The 13,051-nt window shown below is 41.9% G+C and carries 13 protein-coding genes and 1 tRNA gene; 6 read left to right on the top strand and 8 right to left on the bottom strand.

What is annotated here, in order from left to right; translation table 11 throughout:
* Nucleotides 1–211 precede the first annotated feature (211 nt).
* The 3 genes from LVQ96_08790 to LVQ96_08780 all read right to left on the bottom strand — a co-directional run bounded on the left by LVQ96_08790 (nt 212) and on the right by LVQ96_08780 (nt 837).
* On the bottom strand, nt 212–370 hold the full coding sequence (locus tag LVQ96_08790) for a hypothetical protein (protein MCW6171244.1): 159 nt from the start codon (nt 368–370) through the stop codon (nt 212–214).
* Between the two features lie 224 nt (nt 371–594).
* Nucleotides 595–675: transfer RNA gene (locus tag LVQ96_08785), tRNA-Ser, on the bottom strand.
* A complete protein-coding gene (locus tag LVQ96_08780; protein MCW6171243.1) occupies nt 676–837 on the bottom strand; it encodes a hypothetical protein in 162 nt (53 codons plus the stop codon). It lies immediately after the preceding tRNA gene.
* Between the two features lie 76 nt (nt 838–913).
* On the opposite strand from LVQ96_08780, the gene LVQ96_08775 reads away from it, so the two are divergent.
* From LVQ96_08775 to rnz, 4 genes are all read left to right on the top strand, one after another.
* On the top strand, nt 914–1,402 hold the full coding sequence (locus LVQ96_08775) for a peptidylprolyl isomerase (protein MCW6171242.1): 489 nt from the start codon (nt 914–916) through the stop codon (nt 1,400–1,402).
* 285 nt (nt 1,403–1,687) lie between these two features.
* Nucleotides 1,688–4,402, top strand: coding sequence for a DEAD/DEAH box helicase (locus tag LVQ96_08770; protein ID MCW6171241.1), 2,715 nt, complete (start codon nt 1,688–1,690; stop codon nt 4,400–4,402).
* Between the two features lie 182 nt (nt 4,403–4,584).
* Nucleotides 4,585–4,974 carry a toprim domain-containing protein gene (locus tag LVQ96_08765; GenBank protein MCW6171240.1) on the top strand — a complete coding sequence of 130 codons (390 nt, stop codon included), beginning with the start codon at nt 4,585–4,587 and terminating at the stop codon, nt 4,972–4,974.
* Between the two features lie 14 nt (nt 4,975–4,988).
* Nucleotides 4,989–5,912: a ribonuclease Z gene (gene rnz / locus LVQ96_08760; protein ID MCW6171239.1), complete on the top strand. Its 924-nt coding sequence runs from the start codon at nt 4,989–4,991 to the stop codon at nt 5,910–5,912.
* Here the strand turns inward: rnz and LVQ96_08755 are convergent.
* The 3 genes from LVQ96_08755 to LVQ96_08745 are packed head-to-tail and all read right to left on the bottom strand — an operon-like array spanning nt 5,894 to nt 8,187.
* Entirely contained in the window at nt 5,894–6,343 is a 450-nt protein-coding gene (locus LVQ96_08755) for a hypothetical protein (GenBank protein ID MCW6171238.1), read from the bottom strand. The genes rnz and LVQ96_08755 overlap by 19 nt on opposite strands.
* 3 nt (nt 6,344–6,346) lie before the next feature.
* Nucleotides 6,347–6,826, bottom strand: a complete 480-nt coding sequence (dcd, locus tag LVQ96_08750) for a dCTP deaminase (protein ID MCW6171237.1) — start codon at nt 6,824–6,826, stop codon at nt 6,347–6,349.
* Nucleotides 6,823–8,187, bottom strand: a complete 1,365-nt coding sequence (locus LVQ96_08745) for a cytosine permease (protein MCW6171236.1) — start codon at nt 8,185–8,187, stop codon at nt 6,823–6,825. Before LVQ96_08745 ends, dcd begins: the two co-directional genes overlap by 4 nt.
* 86 nt (nt 8,188–8,273) lie before the next feature.
* Between LVQ96_08745 and LVQ96_08740 the strand changes: the two genes are divergently transcribed.
* Together LVQ96_08740 and purD are read left to right on the top strand one after the other, a co-directional pair.
* Nucleotides 8,274–8,846 carry an SMC-Scp complex subunit ScpB gene (locus LVQ96_08740; GenBank protein ID MCW6171235.1) on the top strand — a complete coding sequence of 191 codons (573 nt, stop codon included), beginning with the start codon at nt 8,274–8,276 and terminating at the stop codon, nt 8,844–8,846.
* A 158-nt stretch (nt 8,847–9,004) separates the two neighbouring features.
* Nucleotides 9,005–10,321, top strand: coding sequence for a phosphoribosylamine--glycine ligase (purD, locus tag LVQ96_08735; protein ID MCW6171234.1), 1,317 nt, complete (start codon nt 9,005–9,007; stop codon nt 10,319–10,321).
* Here the strand turns inward: purD and LVQ96_08730 are convergent.
* Complete coding sequence (locus tag LVQ96_08730) at nt 10,290–11,147, bottom strand: GTPase (protein MCW6171233.1); 858 nt, start codon at nt 11,145–11,147, stop codon at nt 10,290–10,292. The genes purD and LVQ96_08730 overlap by 32 nt on opposite strands.
* Before the next feature lie 117 nt (nt 11,148–11,264).
* Entirely contained in the window at nt 11,265–12,554 is a 1,290-nt protein-coding gene (gene asnS / locus LVQ96_08725; GenBank protein MCW6171232.1) for an asparagine--tRNA ligase, read from the bottom strand.
* Nucleotides 12,555–13,051: the final 497 nt, after the last annotated feature.

The raw sequence follows: 13,051 nt of genomic DNA, 5'->3' as shown, positions 1-13,051 counted from the left end.
TGCTATCGTTAAAAGTGTGGTTCCTTTCCAATATTTCTAGGCCTATTCCTTTCGTTAGTCATCCAGATCTTCACGCTCTCTTTCCGGCTTAATCGCCCGCACATATCATCTGTAGGCTGTTCTTTAACTACTAAAAGGAATTAAATAAACATGTGAATTGTAAATTCTTTGCAGTTAATGAGTGGGGAGTTTGCGCCCACTTAGTGCTTATTTAACGGGCAACATGGATATATAGTTCTTTTTGGCTCCTGTAATACTCTACTTCGAACCTGTCATCATCTATGTTCCCTTCATTCCGTTTTACCATCAGTTCAAACAGCTCTGGCAGTCCTGCAATGTTTTTTCCAGTCTGACAGCTTTTCCCTGTCATACTTGTAACTTAATTGAAGTGAAATTATGCATTAAAAAATGTATACATTTTCCATGAAAATTTGTCTACACTTTGGGAGATCACTTTCCAAACCTCCATAACTGACTATGGATTGGCTTCGATTACTACAAAAAAATTGAAATGTTGTGATGAGAGTATATAAGCAAATAATTTTTATTCAATTATACAAATATATTAAATAATATTCGCTTAAAAGTTTACAACGCGGGGAGAGGGATTCGAACCCTCGCACTCATAGAGAAACAGCTTAGCAGGCTGCCGCCGTACCACTGGGCCATCCCCGCCTAAGTGCCAAATCGATCCTGTAGATCGTTAGCTACCTGTTCCAAGACTTCCTCGAAATCGTCGTTCTCAAGGGATACGACCTCTCCAGACGTCAACGTGATCTTCGCGTAGTATGTCTCGCCATCTTTCGAAATCTCAACCTCAGCCAACTTATCACTCATTGCAACCAATACCGGATTTACTTTCTAATAATATATGTTCCGATTCAAGATAGGAGGGGGCGATGAATAATTAAATATGGGTACTACAATATCCAATCGATTAAAGATGTCAAAAGTTCTATTGGAAACGACGTTGGGCAATATAAAGCTCGATATCGATGAAGGAAGCATGCCTATTACCGCAGGTAATTTTAGAAAGTTAGTTGAAAAGGGATTTTACAATGGTGTAGTATTCCACAGGGTTATCCCAGGATTCATGATTCAAGGTGGTGATCCCACTGGAACAGGGATGGGAGGTCCAGGCTACTCAATTAAGGATGAATTCTCAAAAAATAACAAAAACAATAGAGGTACAATAGCGATGGCAAACGCTGGCCCTAACACAGGAGGGAGCCAGTTTTTTATAAATGTTGTAAACAACAATTATCTCGATACAAAACACCCTGTGTTTGGGAAAGTGATTGATGGAATGGATGTTGTGGATAAGATCAGCAAAGTTGAGCGCGATCGCAATGACAGGCCGAAGACATCGGTTGTCATAAAATCCGCAAAGGTCATCGGTTAGAGATTTAAGATTCCTGATTCAAAAACCTCCTGGTCTTAAATTTTTTTGATTAAGAAAGCTCTGATCTTTAGCGAGGAGAGGATATCAGAATATGGCGATCAATATATATTTATTTTCAATAAAGGAAAGTATTAATATTGGTATTTTCTGCAGTCACAGGGGGTGTATCGTTGGTAGACTACGTATATGGAAAGGACTTCGATGATGACGACGATGATGATGACGACGATGACGAGGACTAAAAACTAATTCCCTTTTTTATTTTTATTATTGTTGATGATGTAAATGCATTCTATTCTTGAAAACCTGCACCCAATGATAAGAGAAATGCTGACCTCCCTTGGCATTGATTCGTTGACTGATCCGCAGGAGAAGGGAATACCTGTCATTCTTTCAGGGGTGAATTCATTGATAATTGCCCCAACAGGCAGCGGAAAGACCGAGGCCGCGATTCTGCCTATATTTGATCAGATATTGAAGATAAGGCCGGAAAGGATTTCAACACTTTTTATAACCCCGTTACGTGCCCTTAACCGTGATATGCTTGGTCGGCTCGTGAAATATGGGAATTTTCTTGGGATTCGTGTACAGGTCAGACATAGTGATACCTCTACTGCGGCTAGAAAGGAGATTGTGGAGAATCCTGGCGACATACTTGTCACAACACCAGAATCTTTGCAGATTCTGCTTGTTGGGAAGCGATCCTCTGAGGTTTTGAAGCATGTCAGGTATGTAATTGTCGACGAACTTCATGAAAGCTGCCAAAATGAAAGAGGTTCACAATTTGCGGTTGCATTAGAAAGGCTAGAAGATCTTGCAGGAAAATTTCAAAGGATAGGTCTTTCAGCTACGATAGGCAATCCCGAAGAACTCTCTTCATATTTGTCTCCCAAGGACCCCGTTGAAGTGATAAAGTCAGATTCATTGAAGAAAATGAACATAAGTACTTTGATACCTGCAATACCCGCAAAGGATGCAGCGGAAAAGATGGGATGCGATGAAGATCATGCGAGTGCAATAGTCGAGATATGGAGGCTGATTGAATCACACAACGGCACACTTGTATTTGTAAACACAAGGAACGCTGCCGAAGATATAGCCTTCAGGCTAAGGATGCTGCTCAAAGACCCGCCAATTCTTGTGCATCATGGTTCTTTATCCAGGGAAGAAAGAGAGAATGCTGAAAAGGAATTCAAAAATGGAAAGGTTAAGGCGCTCATATGTACATCTTCCCTTGAACTTGGGATAGATATCGGATCAGCGGATTTTGTTATACAGTTCAATTCACCCAGACAGATTAATAAACTAATACAGAGAGTAGGGCGTTCCGGGCACTCGATAGGAAAGACATCTGAAGGCCACATAGTGTGCGGGGACATCATAGAACTGGAAGAATCAATTGCTCTAGTTTCACAGGCTAATGATAGACATCTTGAGCCCGTGCAGATTCAGAAGAAGTCCCAAGCGACGGTTGCGAATCAGTTACTAATGAAATTAAGACTTTCGCGGAATGTAGATGCGCAAATGTTTTACTCAACTGTGAGAAGGGCATATCCATTTATGGATCTCCAGGAATCAGAATACAATGAAGTCCTATCATTTCTTCAGCGAATCCACAGGATCTATCTGGAAGGGAATGTTATCACGCGCAGACGCGGAGCAATAGAGTATTTTGTACAAAACATATCTATGATACCAAGCCAGAAAACCTTTAAGGTAATCGATCTGGTGAATAGGAAATTCATTGGCACTCTCGATGAGAAGTACGTGGTTAGCGAAATAGAGCCTGGATCGTACTTTGTGATAAAAGGTTCCACCTGGAGAGTAATAAAGATGGAGGGCGAAAGGATACTTGTAGAACCTTTTCAGACAGCCGCAATTGCTCCAAAGTGGTCTGGTGACGATATCCCCGTTTTTACGGACGTCACAATGAGGGTGTCTGAAAATAGGAAGTTACATTTTTTGCCGGAATTTCTTGACAGCAAGTCAAAGCATATCCTCCAAGGTTGGTACGAAAATAATCTCGCTACTTTCGACAATGTCGTTATAGAATGCAAATCGAACGAGATTGTCATTCAGATACTGCTGGGAACGAAAGGGAATTTCGCTTTAGCGGAGATCCTTTCAAGTACCATAACAAGGATTACAGGTGAGAGTGTAGAGATGGATTATTCTCCATACCACATTTACCTCCGCAGTTCAAGGATGATTCGTGCCGAGGATGTTAGGAAAATAATATTGAGCGTAAATCCCGATTCATTATACGACTACATTACAGCAATTTCAAGGAGATCTAGATTTTTTAATTCAGTATTTCTTTACGAAGCGAGAAAATTTGGCGTTATAAGCAATGACACTGATCTCAGCAGGATGCGTTTCGAGAAAATAGTTGACGCATATTCGGATTCGCCATTATTCAGCGATACTGTGAGAAAGTTTGTTTTTGATTACATGGATCTTGAAGTGCTTGAGGTATACCTCAGGAAACTAATGTCCGGAGAGCTAAGTATGTCGCTCTCTGACACCTTTACAGAGTCGACGGAACAGTTTCTCACGCATTATTCTGAGAGAGTTGCTCCCCTTCGACCAACAAAGGTTATACTGGAAGCAATAAAGAACAGGCTCCTTAACGATGAGGTTGTCCTCCTTTGCACTTCTTGCGGCAATGTCCGAACACAAAAGATAAAAGATATTGCCTCAATAAAGTGCCCCAATTGCGGGAGCTACCTAGTAGCTTCTCTTTCTCCATACGAGAAAAATATGATGGAAAAAGAAAAGAATCCGGTTGAAAGCGAAAAATGGAGAAGGAGGATAGTGAAGAATGCTCATCTCGTCAAGGAGCGCGGTATATATGCGGTCATGGTTCTTTCTGGGCGTGGGATCGGTCCAGAGACTGCTTCGAGACTGCTTGAAGTCAGGCATCAGAACGAGGAAGATCTAATCCGTGCTATACTGAACAGTGAGATGGAATACGCAAAGAATAGGAGATATTGGGATTAGTCATCTCAGGACCTCCTTCACTGATAAGATCGGCAAAGATCGATGGGCATGAGATACTGTAGCCGAAGCAATGTGTCTCATTTTGCAGGTAGTGTGACACTCCTGTTTCTTGTTAACAGCCCTGTCTCTGGAAAAGCTTGCGAAAGGTTAAAATTCCATGTCTAGTTTACTATATACGACAGATGATGTCTGAAAAGAAGATTCTTAAAATTCTAGAAAAATATAAGATTAAAAATTTTAAAACTCCAATCATTGTGGAAGGGAAGAATGATGTGGCGAGTCTTCGTAAATTGTCGTTCGAAGGCGAGATAATTCAGGTAAACTCTGGAAACAGCCTGCTCGATTTTTCTGAGACACTGGGAAGGTCCTACAAGGAGGTTATCATATTAACGGATTTCGACAGAAAAGGCATGGAACTTAAACACAGGATTGAAACATACCTTGTTGGCTCCGGGTGCACTGTGGACTCTTTCCTATGGAATTCAATCAGGAAATCCATGCCTGTCCGGACTATAGAGGAACTCCCGTTTGCCACCAAGAGAATTCAGGGTGCTAGCATTAATTACTCATAATGCGTTTACGCCATATGGTTTCGAGCTTTAAGATAACTTTCATAGGCACTGGCGGATCATGGCCTACACCAGGACGAGGTCTCCCCGCAGTTGTTGTCCAGGTGGATGAAACAATAAATCTTTTTGACTGTGGTGAAGGAACTCAGAAACAGTTAATGAAGAGTCCAATATCATTCATGGGAATTGACAATGTGTTCATTACACATTTTCATGGAGATCATTTCCTTGGCATTCTGGGGATGATACAGAGCATGTCGTTCAATAACCGGCAAAAACCATTGAATGTATTCGGCCCGAGAGGTGCTATAAAAGTTCTCTCTAACGCATTTAATATTGGTTATTTCAACCTTAAATTTGATCTAATTGTGAATGAACTTGATTATGATAAAAAATACGACTTTGGAAAGTTTTCGATCGCTACATTCAAGAATGATCACACGGTCCCGGCAATGTCCTATAAGATAAGCGAGTACGACCTTGTGAAAATAGATCGTGATAAAGCCGATGAAATCGGTGTTCCTTCAAGAAAGCTGGAAGAACTCCGGGAAAAAGGTTCAATAGAAGTAGAAGGGAATATTTTCACTCTGGACCAGGTTTCCGCTGGCATAAAGAGAGGCAGGTCAATCGTTTACACTGGTGATACGAGGCCAATGGAAGGAATGAAACAATTCGCCAATGGAGCAGATGTTCTGATACACGACACAACGACGGATTCATCTCTTGAACCTGCTGTAAACGAATTTGGTCATTCTTCTTCAAGGCAGGCTGCTGAAATAGCACGTGATGCAAACGTTGGGAAGCTCTTTTTGTTCCACTATAGCCCCAGGTATAACTCTGTCGAAACACTATATAATGAGGCAAAGCATATATTCCCAAATGTGGAATGCAGCAAGGAAATGCTTGAATACGAAGTGTCCGCTCATTCGGTGCTCAGCTGATTCTCCTGTGGAGACAATCTTCCGGCAGCCTCAATTATACGTTCAAGAGCGTGCTCAGTTCCAAGAGTAAGATGCTGTACCATCCGTTCACGCATCATTCTCAAAGCAGCAGAAAGTTCTATTTCCCAGACCACATTTATTCTTGTTTTGCTCGAGGGATCCTTCTCTATCTTTATTTCTTTGAATCCTCTGAATGCTCCGCTGAGATAAATCTCCCTACAAGATTTAGCCTCTCCGTTAACGATGTATTTCATCCTGGATTTTCCGGGAAAGGCAAACTTCACAAGAAACGTGTCGTCATCTTGTTTCGTTATGTTTCGCATGCCATACCAGTATAAGGGGAGGTCCTCCCATTTAGAAATTTTCCCAAAAATTATGTCAATGTCGCAGTCGCATACTCTTGTTACACGGATGTTGGTAAGCTTGTCCATGATTCACTTCACCTTTTCAGAATTCAGCGTTATTCCCTTTGAGAACTGATAGTTTCCAGATCTTTGCTCATAGTTGGATTTCGCCGACCGTTCAAGCCTGTGAAATACGACCTGGGCTATCCTGTCACCTGAATTAAGCTCAATGGGTGAAGAACCGGCATTAAAAAAATAGAGTGTGAGATTTCCGGAAAAACCAGCGTCAATTGCACCAAATGATCCAATTACTCCTTTTCTCGAGTAGCTGGAACGTATCCATATCTCCCCCATCACCGTATCGGGAAACGAGAAGTATTCTAGGGAAGAGACATAGAATCCGGATCCGGCAGGAGCTTCAATGTGCTCTTCGACCCTCTTTCCGAGCCTAATCGATCCAATCCTTATGTCGTATCCATTTGGTGTCAGGGAAGACAAAGAAAAATCCTTGCTAATCAGATTTCCCTCCTTGATCATATCAAGGATTTCATTGTCCGAAAGAACACTCACGAGAATCCCTCTGTTCGACTTGGAGCTGCGTATGTTATCTTCCTTCTGTTCAGCGAGACGTAAAGAATTGCAGCAACAGCAAATGAAATATAATAACTTATGTCCACGCCCCCGAATATGCGTGCAATCGGGCCCACAAAGTAGGGCGCTTGGCTCATAAATGGGATGGAAATTATTATGGCTATTGCGTAGGACATCATTCCGGTAAACTTCTTCCCATGAACGCCGTTCACGTCCCACCTCGCTACCACAAAGTAATGCATGATCAATATTGCAAGCCAGGGTGTGATCCAGTAGTCCAGCATATACAGGAACGTTTCATAAAAACTATAGAATGAATAATACCCGACAATTCCTAAAGAAACGGAAGCGATGGATCCTATGATCAGCCCTATATTTCTCTTAACTTTTTTCGATATAACCATCATGGTTGATGAGTTGCTATAGAGATTGATCGAATTTGCTGCAAGTCCGCCAAGGAACAGCGCAACCATGCCGATGACAAAAAAAGGTCCAAGGAATCTTGCAAGTGCCGTTGCCGGGTTAAAATCTGGTGAAGAGAGGTATGTGAAAGATGCTATACCGATTAAAACACCAAGCATCTCCACCCAGAACGATGCAAGCACGCTTCCAAGAAAAACGAAGGAGAATGTCGATTTTTGCTTCGCTCTGGTAACAAATCTGGAATAGTCTGATGCATAAGGCCCCCATGACATAATGTACGAGAAGGAAGCTGCTACCGTTATTCCAAAGCCAACAAATGCACCAGAGCTTACAGGCGGATGGTAGGATCCAATGCCTGATGGATGAATAATCCACTCAATGGTGATCGCAGCAAACATTATTCCAAGCACTGCAGCCATAACAGTCTCAAAGGACTTTATTGCCTTATGGCCGAAATACGATAGGGCAAACACTATTGCTGCAATAAGCAGGATGGGCACTACAAAATAGAGATTCTTAAAGATGACAACGATAGCAAAGGATGCCAGGACAAGATTTACGGTGAGCCAGCCAAGAGTATTCCCCCATTGAAGCACAGCCATAATCTTAGATCCGATGGCGCCGAATGGGCCCAGGCTCTGTGCCATCTGCATTTTTCTGGTCCTGACACCAACTATGCTCATGTAAGCGAGAAGAGCGCCACCTGTTACGTTCCCTAAGACGAGAGCCAGGATAGAAAGATTTAGCGGCGTTCCGAGGGAAACAGGAATGAATCCAATAGCAAAATCTCCGATAGTGAGATTGGCTGCAAACCAGATGTAAAACATTGCTGAAGGCTTCAGATCAGCATTGATCCGAGCTTTTCCGGTACCAGAAACACTTCCTTCCGGATTATCAATATTTATATTAGTCGACATGAGGTCATATTAAAAACATGTATTTTAATTTCATTTACCTTGTTTTAAAACTAAGGGTTAATAATACAGCGAACCTATTACGTAACATGGATCTGGGTGAAAAGATAGAAGCGGTGTTATACGCCTCAGAAAACCCACTTTCTGCGGACGATATAGCCTTTGCATTGAAAGAGGATAGGGTAGCTGTTGCAACGGCATTGAAAAAATTAATAAAGGAATATAATAATAGAAAGACTTCGTTGTGCATCGTTAGAACAGGAATACGTTATAAACTTCAGCTTAAATCGGAATTCTCTGATTTAGTCATACCTGTTTCCAAGAGGGAACTTGATAAGACTGAAATAGGCATATTGGGATTCATTGCCGCCAATGACAATTGCAAAAGAGGGGACATACTCCAGAAGTTTGGGGAGAAATCACGTGAGATCTTGCAAAGGTTAGAGTCAAGAAAGCTCCTTTCTGCAAAGAAATATCGGAATACAGAACTATTCTCAGTCACGAAGGAATTTTTTCGCTATTTTAATATAGACAGGAAATCTCTGAAAAAGATGGCACTGTCTGAGGGCAAAATAATAGAAGGGGAGGGCAATGCTGCTCAGTCTCGACCAGACATTATCGGCCCAGGGGACCAAGATAGCTCGAATCAATCTGGGAATTGATTGAATAAGTTTTCTGGATAAGTGTTGAAATATCTTTGCGATATTCTCTAGTGTTTTAGGATACTTGATTTCTAGATCTCTAACAAAGCTGATAATTTTATACATATCCATGGTATATTCTGTACCTAGTTGGCGCAGATACTTTCAGGTGCATAAAATTGGAAAGGATAATGTTAATAGGAGGGGGTGGCAGGGAGGATGCGATCGCCAGGAAAATTGTAGAAGCGGGGTCAACGCTCATATCGGTAATGAAGCACAAGAATCCTTCAATTCACAGGTTAAGTTCTGAGACTCATGTTATGGACGAATTAGATTACTTATCCATAGTGGATCTAGCGAAGAGGTCAAATATCGATCTCGTCTTTGTTGGTCCAGATCCTGTTCTTGAGACTCCACTTGTTGACACCCTTGAGAGTAAGGGAATAAAGGTTGCATCACCATCGCAAAGCGCAGCAAGACTTGAAACATCAAAATTTTTCATGAGAGAACTTCTGAAAGAAAATAACATCTCAGGCAACGTAAATTACAAGCTTATCGGCAGTGACGAGGAGCTGCTGAAATTCTTCGAAGACAACGATGGAGAGTTCGCTGTGAAACCTCTGGGGCTTACTGGTGGGAAGGGGGTTAAGGTAATGGGCGAACATCTCCCCGGAAAGGAAGAAGCTATAGGCTATGCCCGTGAAATACTGAAGAGGGAAAGTTCTGTCCTCTTGGAGGAAAAACTGTACGGAGAAGAATTCTCTCTCCAGGCATTTACTGACGGAAAGTATGTTTTACCCATGCCACTGGCACAGGATTATAAAAGAGCATTCGAAGGCGATACCGGTCCAAATACAGGCGGTATGGGCTCAATAAGCGATGCTAATCACCTGCTCCCGTTCATAAGTGGTAGCAGCAGAGACAAGGCATTGGAAATATTGAAAGGTGTCGTGTCTGCAATGCGGAAAGCAAACAATACCTTTAAGGGCGTTATATACGGACAGTTCATGGAAACGTCACAAGGACCTAAGGTAGTAGAGATAAATGCAAGATTTGCCGATCCAGAATCAATGAATGTTCTTACTATATTTGACGGCAACTTCACTGACGTGCTGTTTTCTATTGCCGATGGAACTCTTGGGAATCGGGCTAAATTCCTAAAGAAATCGACCGTCGTGAAATACATAGTTCCAAGGGGCTACGGTACTTCTCCACAGCCGGGCAACCTTGAAATAGACTGGAAAACGGACCTGAAGAATCCTCTGCTCTATTATTCGTCTGTGTCCGGAACGATGGATAAGGTCGAGATGACTTCTTCCAGAGCTCTTGCCTTGGCTGCAATTGGTGATAGCATACCAGATGCTTCAGATATTGTAGAAAAAAACCTTCATCGCATCCGTGGCGAATACTACGTTCGGCACGACATAGGCACAGAAGATCTGATACAAAGGAAGATTGAGAATATCAGGAAACTTTCATCCGCCCACAGATCCTAGGAGTTCTCTGAAGTATTGAGACGACAAAACTGTCATTCAGTTTGAGGAATTTTGTCTGTATTGAGCCTTTACCTTTGTCAAACATTCCTCTCTGGTATCGCATTTCGTCGGAAACGAAGAATTCAAATTCCTCGTCCACAGGCTGCTTCAGCGAGGAATGTGGCTCGAACTTGCCGTCAAATTCCTTCACGTAATTGAATTCACGATCCGAAAGTACCATGCCCCTTTCGAGTTCTTCAGCTTCCACGCCCTTAAGCGCTAGCCCAACTCTTGATCCGCTATCTGCCGAATCAACATCCTCATCATGCATCTGTATCGATTTTATCTGAACTTCTTTATCTATATATGACAAGTTCAATTCCTGATGTTTTTCCACTTTTCCTCCAAGAACAAAGCCTAAAGCAACGACTCCAACGCTTTTTACTTTGAAGAAATGATCTATTATAACTGTGGTATTGCTGAAGATTGGTCTATGTTCTACAGAGTTTATCTCCGATAGGAATTCCATAGGATTTCCAGAAAAAAAATTATAGTTTGAGAGCGAAGTGTTCTTTGTTATGTTTTTCAGTACGTCGATATTCTTGGAATCCCCCGTTATGAAATAGCCGCTCGTCTTTTTCATAAGATCGAGAGCCACTATAACCTCACCAAGATCTTTTGAAATGTTATCTCCGTTTAGTATAGCAATATCAGAAGGATATATTGAATCTGTGAGAGAGGAAACCTTCTCTGGGAATCTGGAAGGGGTTAAGAACGTAAATATGCCGTTATCATCTTTCCTATTAGAAAGTGTTATATCACTTTCTGTGCCTTTTTTAGAGAGCACGCGTGTAAATTCGTCCAGTCCGTATGCAAATATGCTGAGATTCTTAATTTTATCACTTCCTTTATAACTGAAACCTTAACGCGAAATAAAGAATAATTGTTTGCATTGAATCGCGATCTATGGTTTTGTCCTTCTTATTGTTCTCGGGTATGGTATTGCTTCCTTTATATCGGGAAGATGCAGTATCCACATAACTAGCCTGTCGAGGCCTAAACCGAATCCGGAATGCGGAACGCTTCCGTACTTCCTGAGATCGACGTACCAGTAGTAATCGTCAGGATTCATTCCGCTTTCCTTTATCCTCCGGACGAGCTCATCGTAATTCCATATTCTTTCTCCGCCGCCAATGATTTCCCCGTATCCCTCTGGTGCGAGAAGATCGTGGCAAAGTATCTCGGAAGGGTTCTCCGGGTTCTGTCTGTGATAGAACGCTTTGAGTGAAATAGGGTAATCGGTTATAAACACAGGTTTTTGGAAGTGGTTCATTATCCCACGTTCCTCATCGGCTCCAAGGTCATCTCCATACTTCAGGTTCATGCCAAAATCCTGGGCCTTCCTTATAAGCTCTGAGTATTTGATCCTCTCAAATGGAACTTTTATGTTCTCGAGGATGCCGATATCACGTTTCAATAACTCTAGTTCTGGCCTGTTGTTCCGAAGTACCTCCTTTACTATGTACTCTATCATTCTTTCCTCTATTTTCATCATGTCCTCGTTGTTAAGCCACGCTGCCTCCATCTCGGCATGCCAGTATTCGGTTAGATGTCTCCAGGTTCTTGATTTCTCCGCACGAAAACTCGGCGCAATAGTAAACACTCTTTCAAGGCTGAATATAAACGTTTCAAGATAGAACTGTGAGCTCTGAGTAAGATTGACTTCTTCTCCAAAAAATGGAACCTTGAATAGCGTCGACCCACCTTCTGTAGCAGTTGCAACCATCATGGGCGCCTGAACCTGATAATAGCCCTCGTTGTAATAAAAGTCAGTAAACGCTTTGAATACTGTAGATCTGACCTTCAACATGGCCGTAAATTCCCTGCTTCTCAACCAAAGATGGCGGTTATCCAGTTTAAATTCCTCTCCGAGGTCTTTCGACACCGGGAACATCTCGTTCTTTTGATATATTCTATATTCCTTAATCGCTACCTCATAACCAGTAACTGCGCGTTTATCCTCCCTTACAGTTCCAGTGACTTCAAGGCTGCTCTCAACAGTCAAAGATGATAAATCTCTATATGCCTCTGAACTCAATGAATCAGCACTCGCAAGTAGTTGAATTATACTTGTCGAATCTCTGAGAATTATAAAGGATAATTTCCCGCTTGATCTTATCCTGTACACCCATCCACGGAGTTCAACAGTTTTTCCGATCATATCTGGTTTTATTGCCTCTGATATGCTTATCATAACATCTCGGCATTTTCACACATTTAATTAATTTTCTTAGTTATTTATCTCTTATGGTCAAAGATGATAATTTCCGCTCAGACCGGACATGAAATCGTGTACGGGTAGCTCCCGGACTTCGCCAAGTTACGATTAGGCATTATTCTCCTTAGTTCCTCTACAGGAAAAGTTCATTATCTGTTTTGAGAACGTGTTTCTTTTCTTACTGGGATATTCCTAGCAATAAATATTGTTAGCATTGTAAATACGTACGGATCGATCAAATAATTTCCAGTTTGTGAATCGCGGGTAGGAACAGCACTTCGAACATGGGTAAGGCGTTATAGCATTGCTAACGTTCTAAAGTTTATGCACATTCGTCTGACTAAGGAGTTTTTAACATATGCGAGCGGGAATTCCCCCTTCGCAAGATAGGGGATGAAAGCGAGCGAAAAGCTTATAGTATATGGAGTATAATGGTAACTATGTCTTATGAACTGGACAAAGGTGCACATTCT

This window comes from Thermoplasmatales archaeon, assembly GCA_026127925.1.
Lineage (GTDB): Archaea > Thermoplasmatota > Thermoplasmata > Thermoplasmatales > Thermoplasmataceae > JAKAYB01.
This window is presented reverse-complemented; position numbering and strand designations above follow the sequence as displayed.

Excerpts from the sequence above, each read along its gene's own strand:
- LVQ96_08780 (MCW6171243.1), bottom strand. The coding sequence starts at position 837 with ATGAGTGATAAGTTGGCTGAGGTTGAGATTTCGAAAGATGGCGAGACA.
- LVQ96_08770 (MCW6171241.1), top strand. The coding sequence starts at position 1,688 with ATGCATTCTATTCTTGAAAACCTGCACCCAATGATAAGAGAAATGCTG.
- LVQ96_08765 (MCW6171240.1), top strand. The coding sequence starts at position 4,585 with ATGATGTCTGAAAAGAAGATTCTTAAAATTCTAGAAAAATATAAGATT.
- LVQ96_08740 (MCW6171235.1), top strand. The coding sequence starts at position 8,274 with ATGGATCTGGGTGAAAAGATAGAAGCGGTGTTATACGCCTCAGAAAAC.
- LVQ96_08755 (MCW6171238.1), bottom strand. The coding sequence starts at position 6,343 with ATGGACAAGCTTACCAACATCCGTGTAACAAGAGTATGCGACTGCGAC.
- asnS (MCW6171232.1), bottom strand. The coding sequence starts at position 12,554 with ATGATAAGCATATCAGAGGCAATAAAACCAGATATGATCGGAAAAACT.
- LVQ96_08745 (MCW6171236.1), bottom strand. The coding sequence starts at position 8,187 with ATGTCGACTAATATAAATATTGATAATCCGGAAGGAAGTGTTTCTGGT.
- rnz (MCW6171239.1), top strand. The coding sequence starts at position 4,989 with ATGGTTTCGAGCTTTAAGATAACTTTCATAGGCACTGGCGGATCATGG.
- LVQ96_08775 (MCW6171242.1), top strand. The coding sequence starts at position 914 with ATGGGTACTACAATATCCAATCGATTAAAGATGTCAAAAGTTCTATTG.
- LVQ96_08790 (MCW6171244.1), bottom strand. The coding sequence starts at position 370 with ATGACAGGGAAAAGCTGTCAGACTGGAAAAAACATTGCAGGACTGCCA.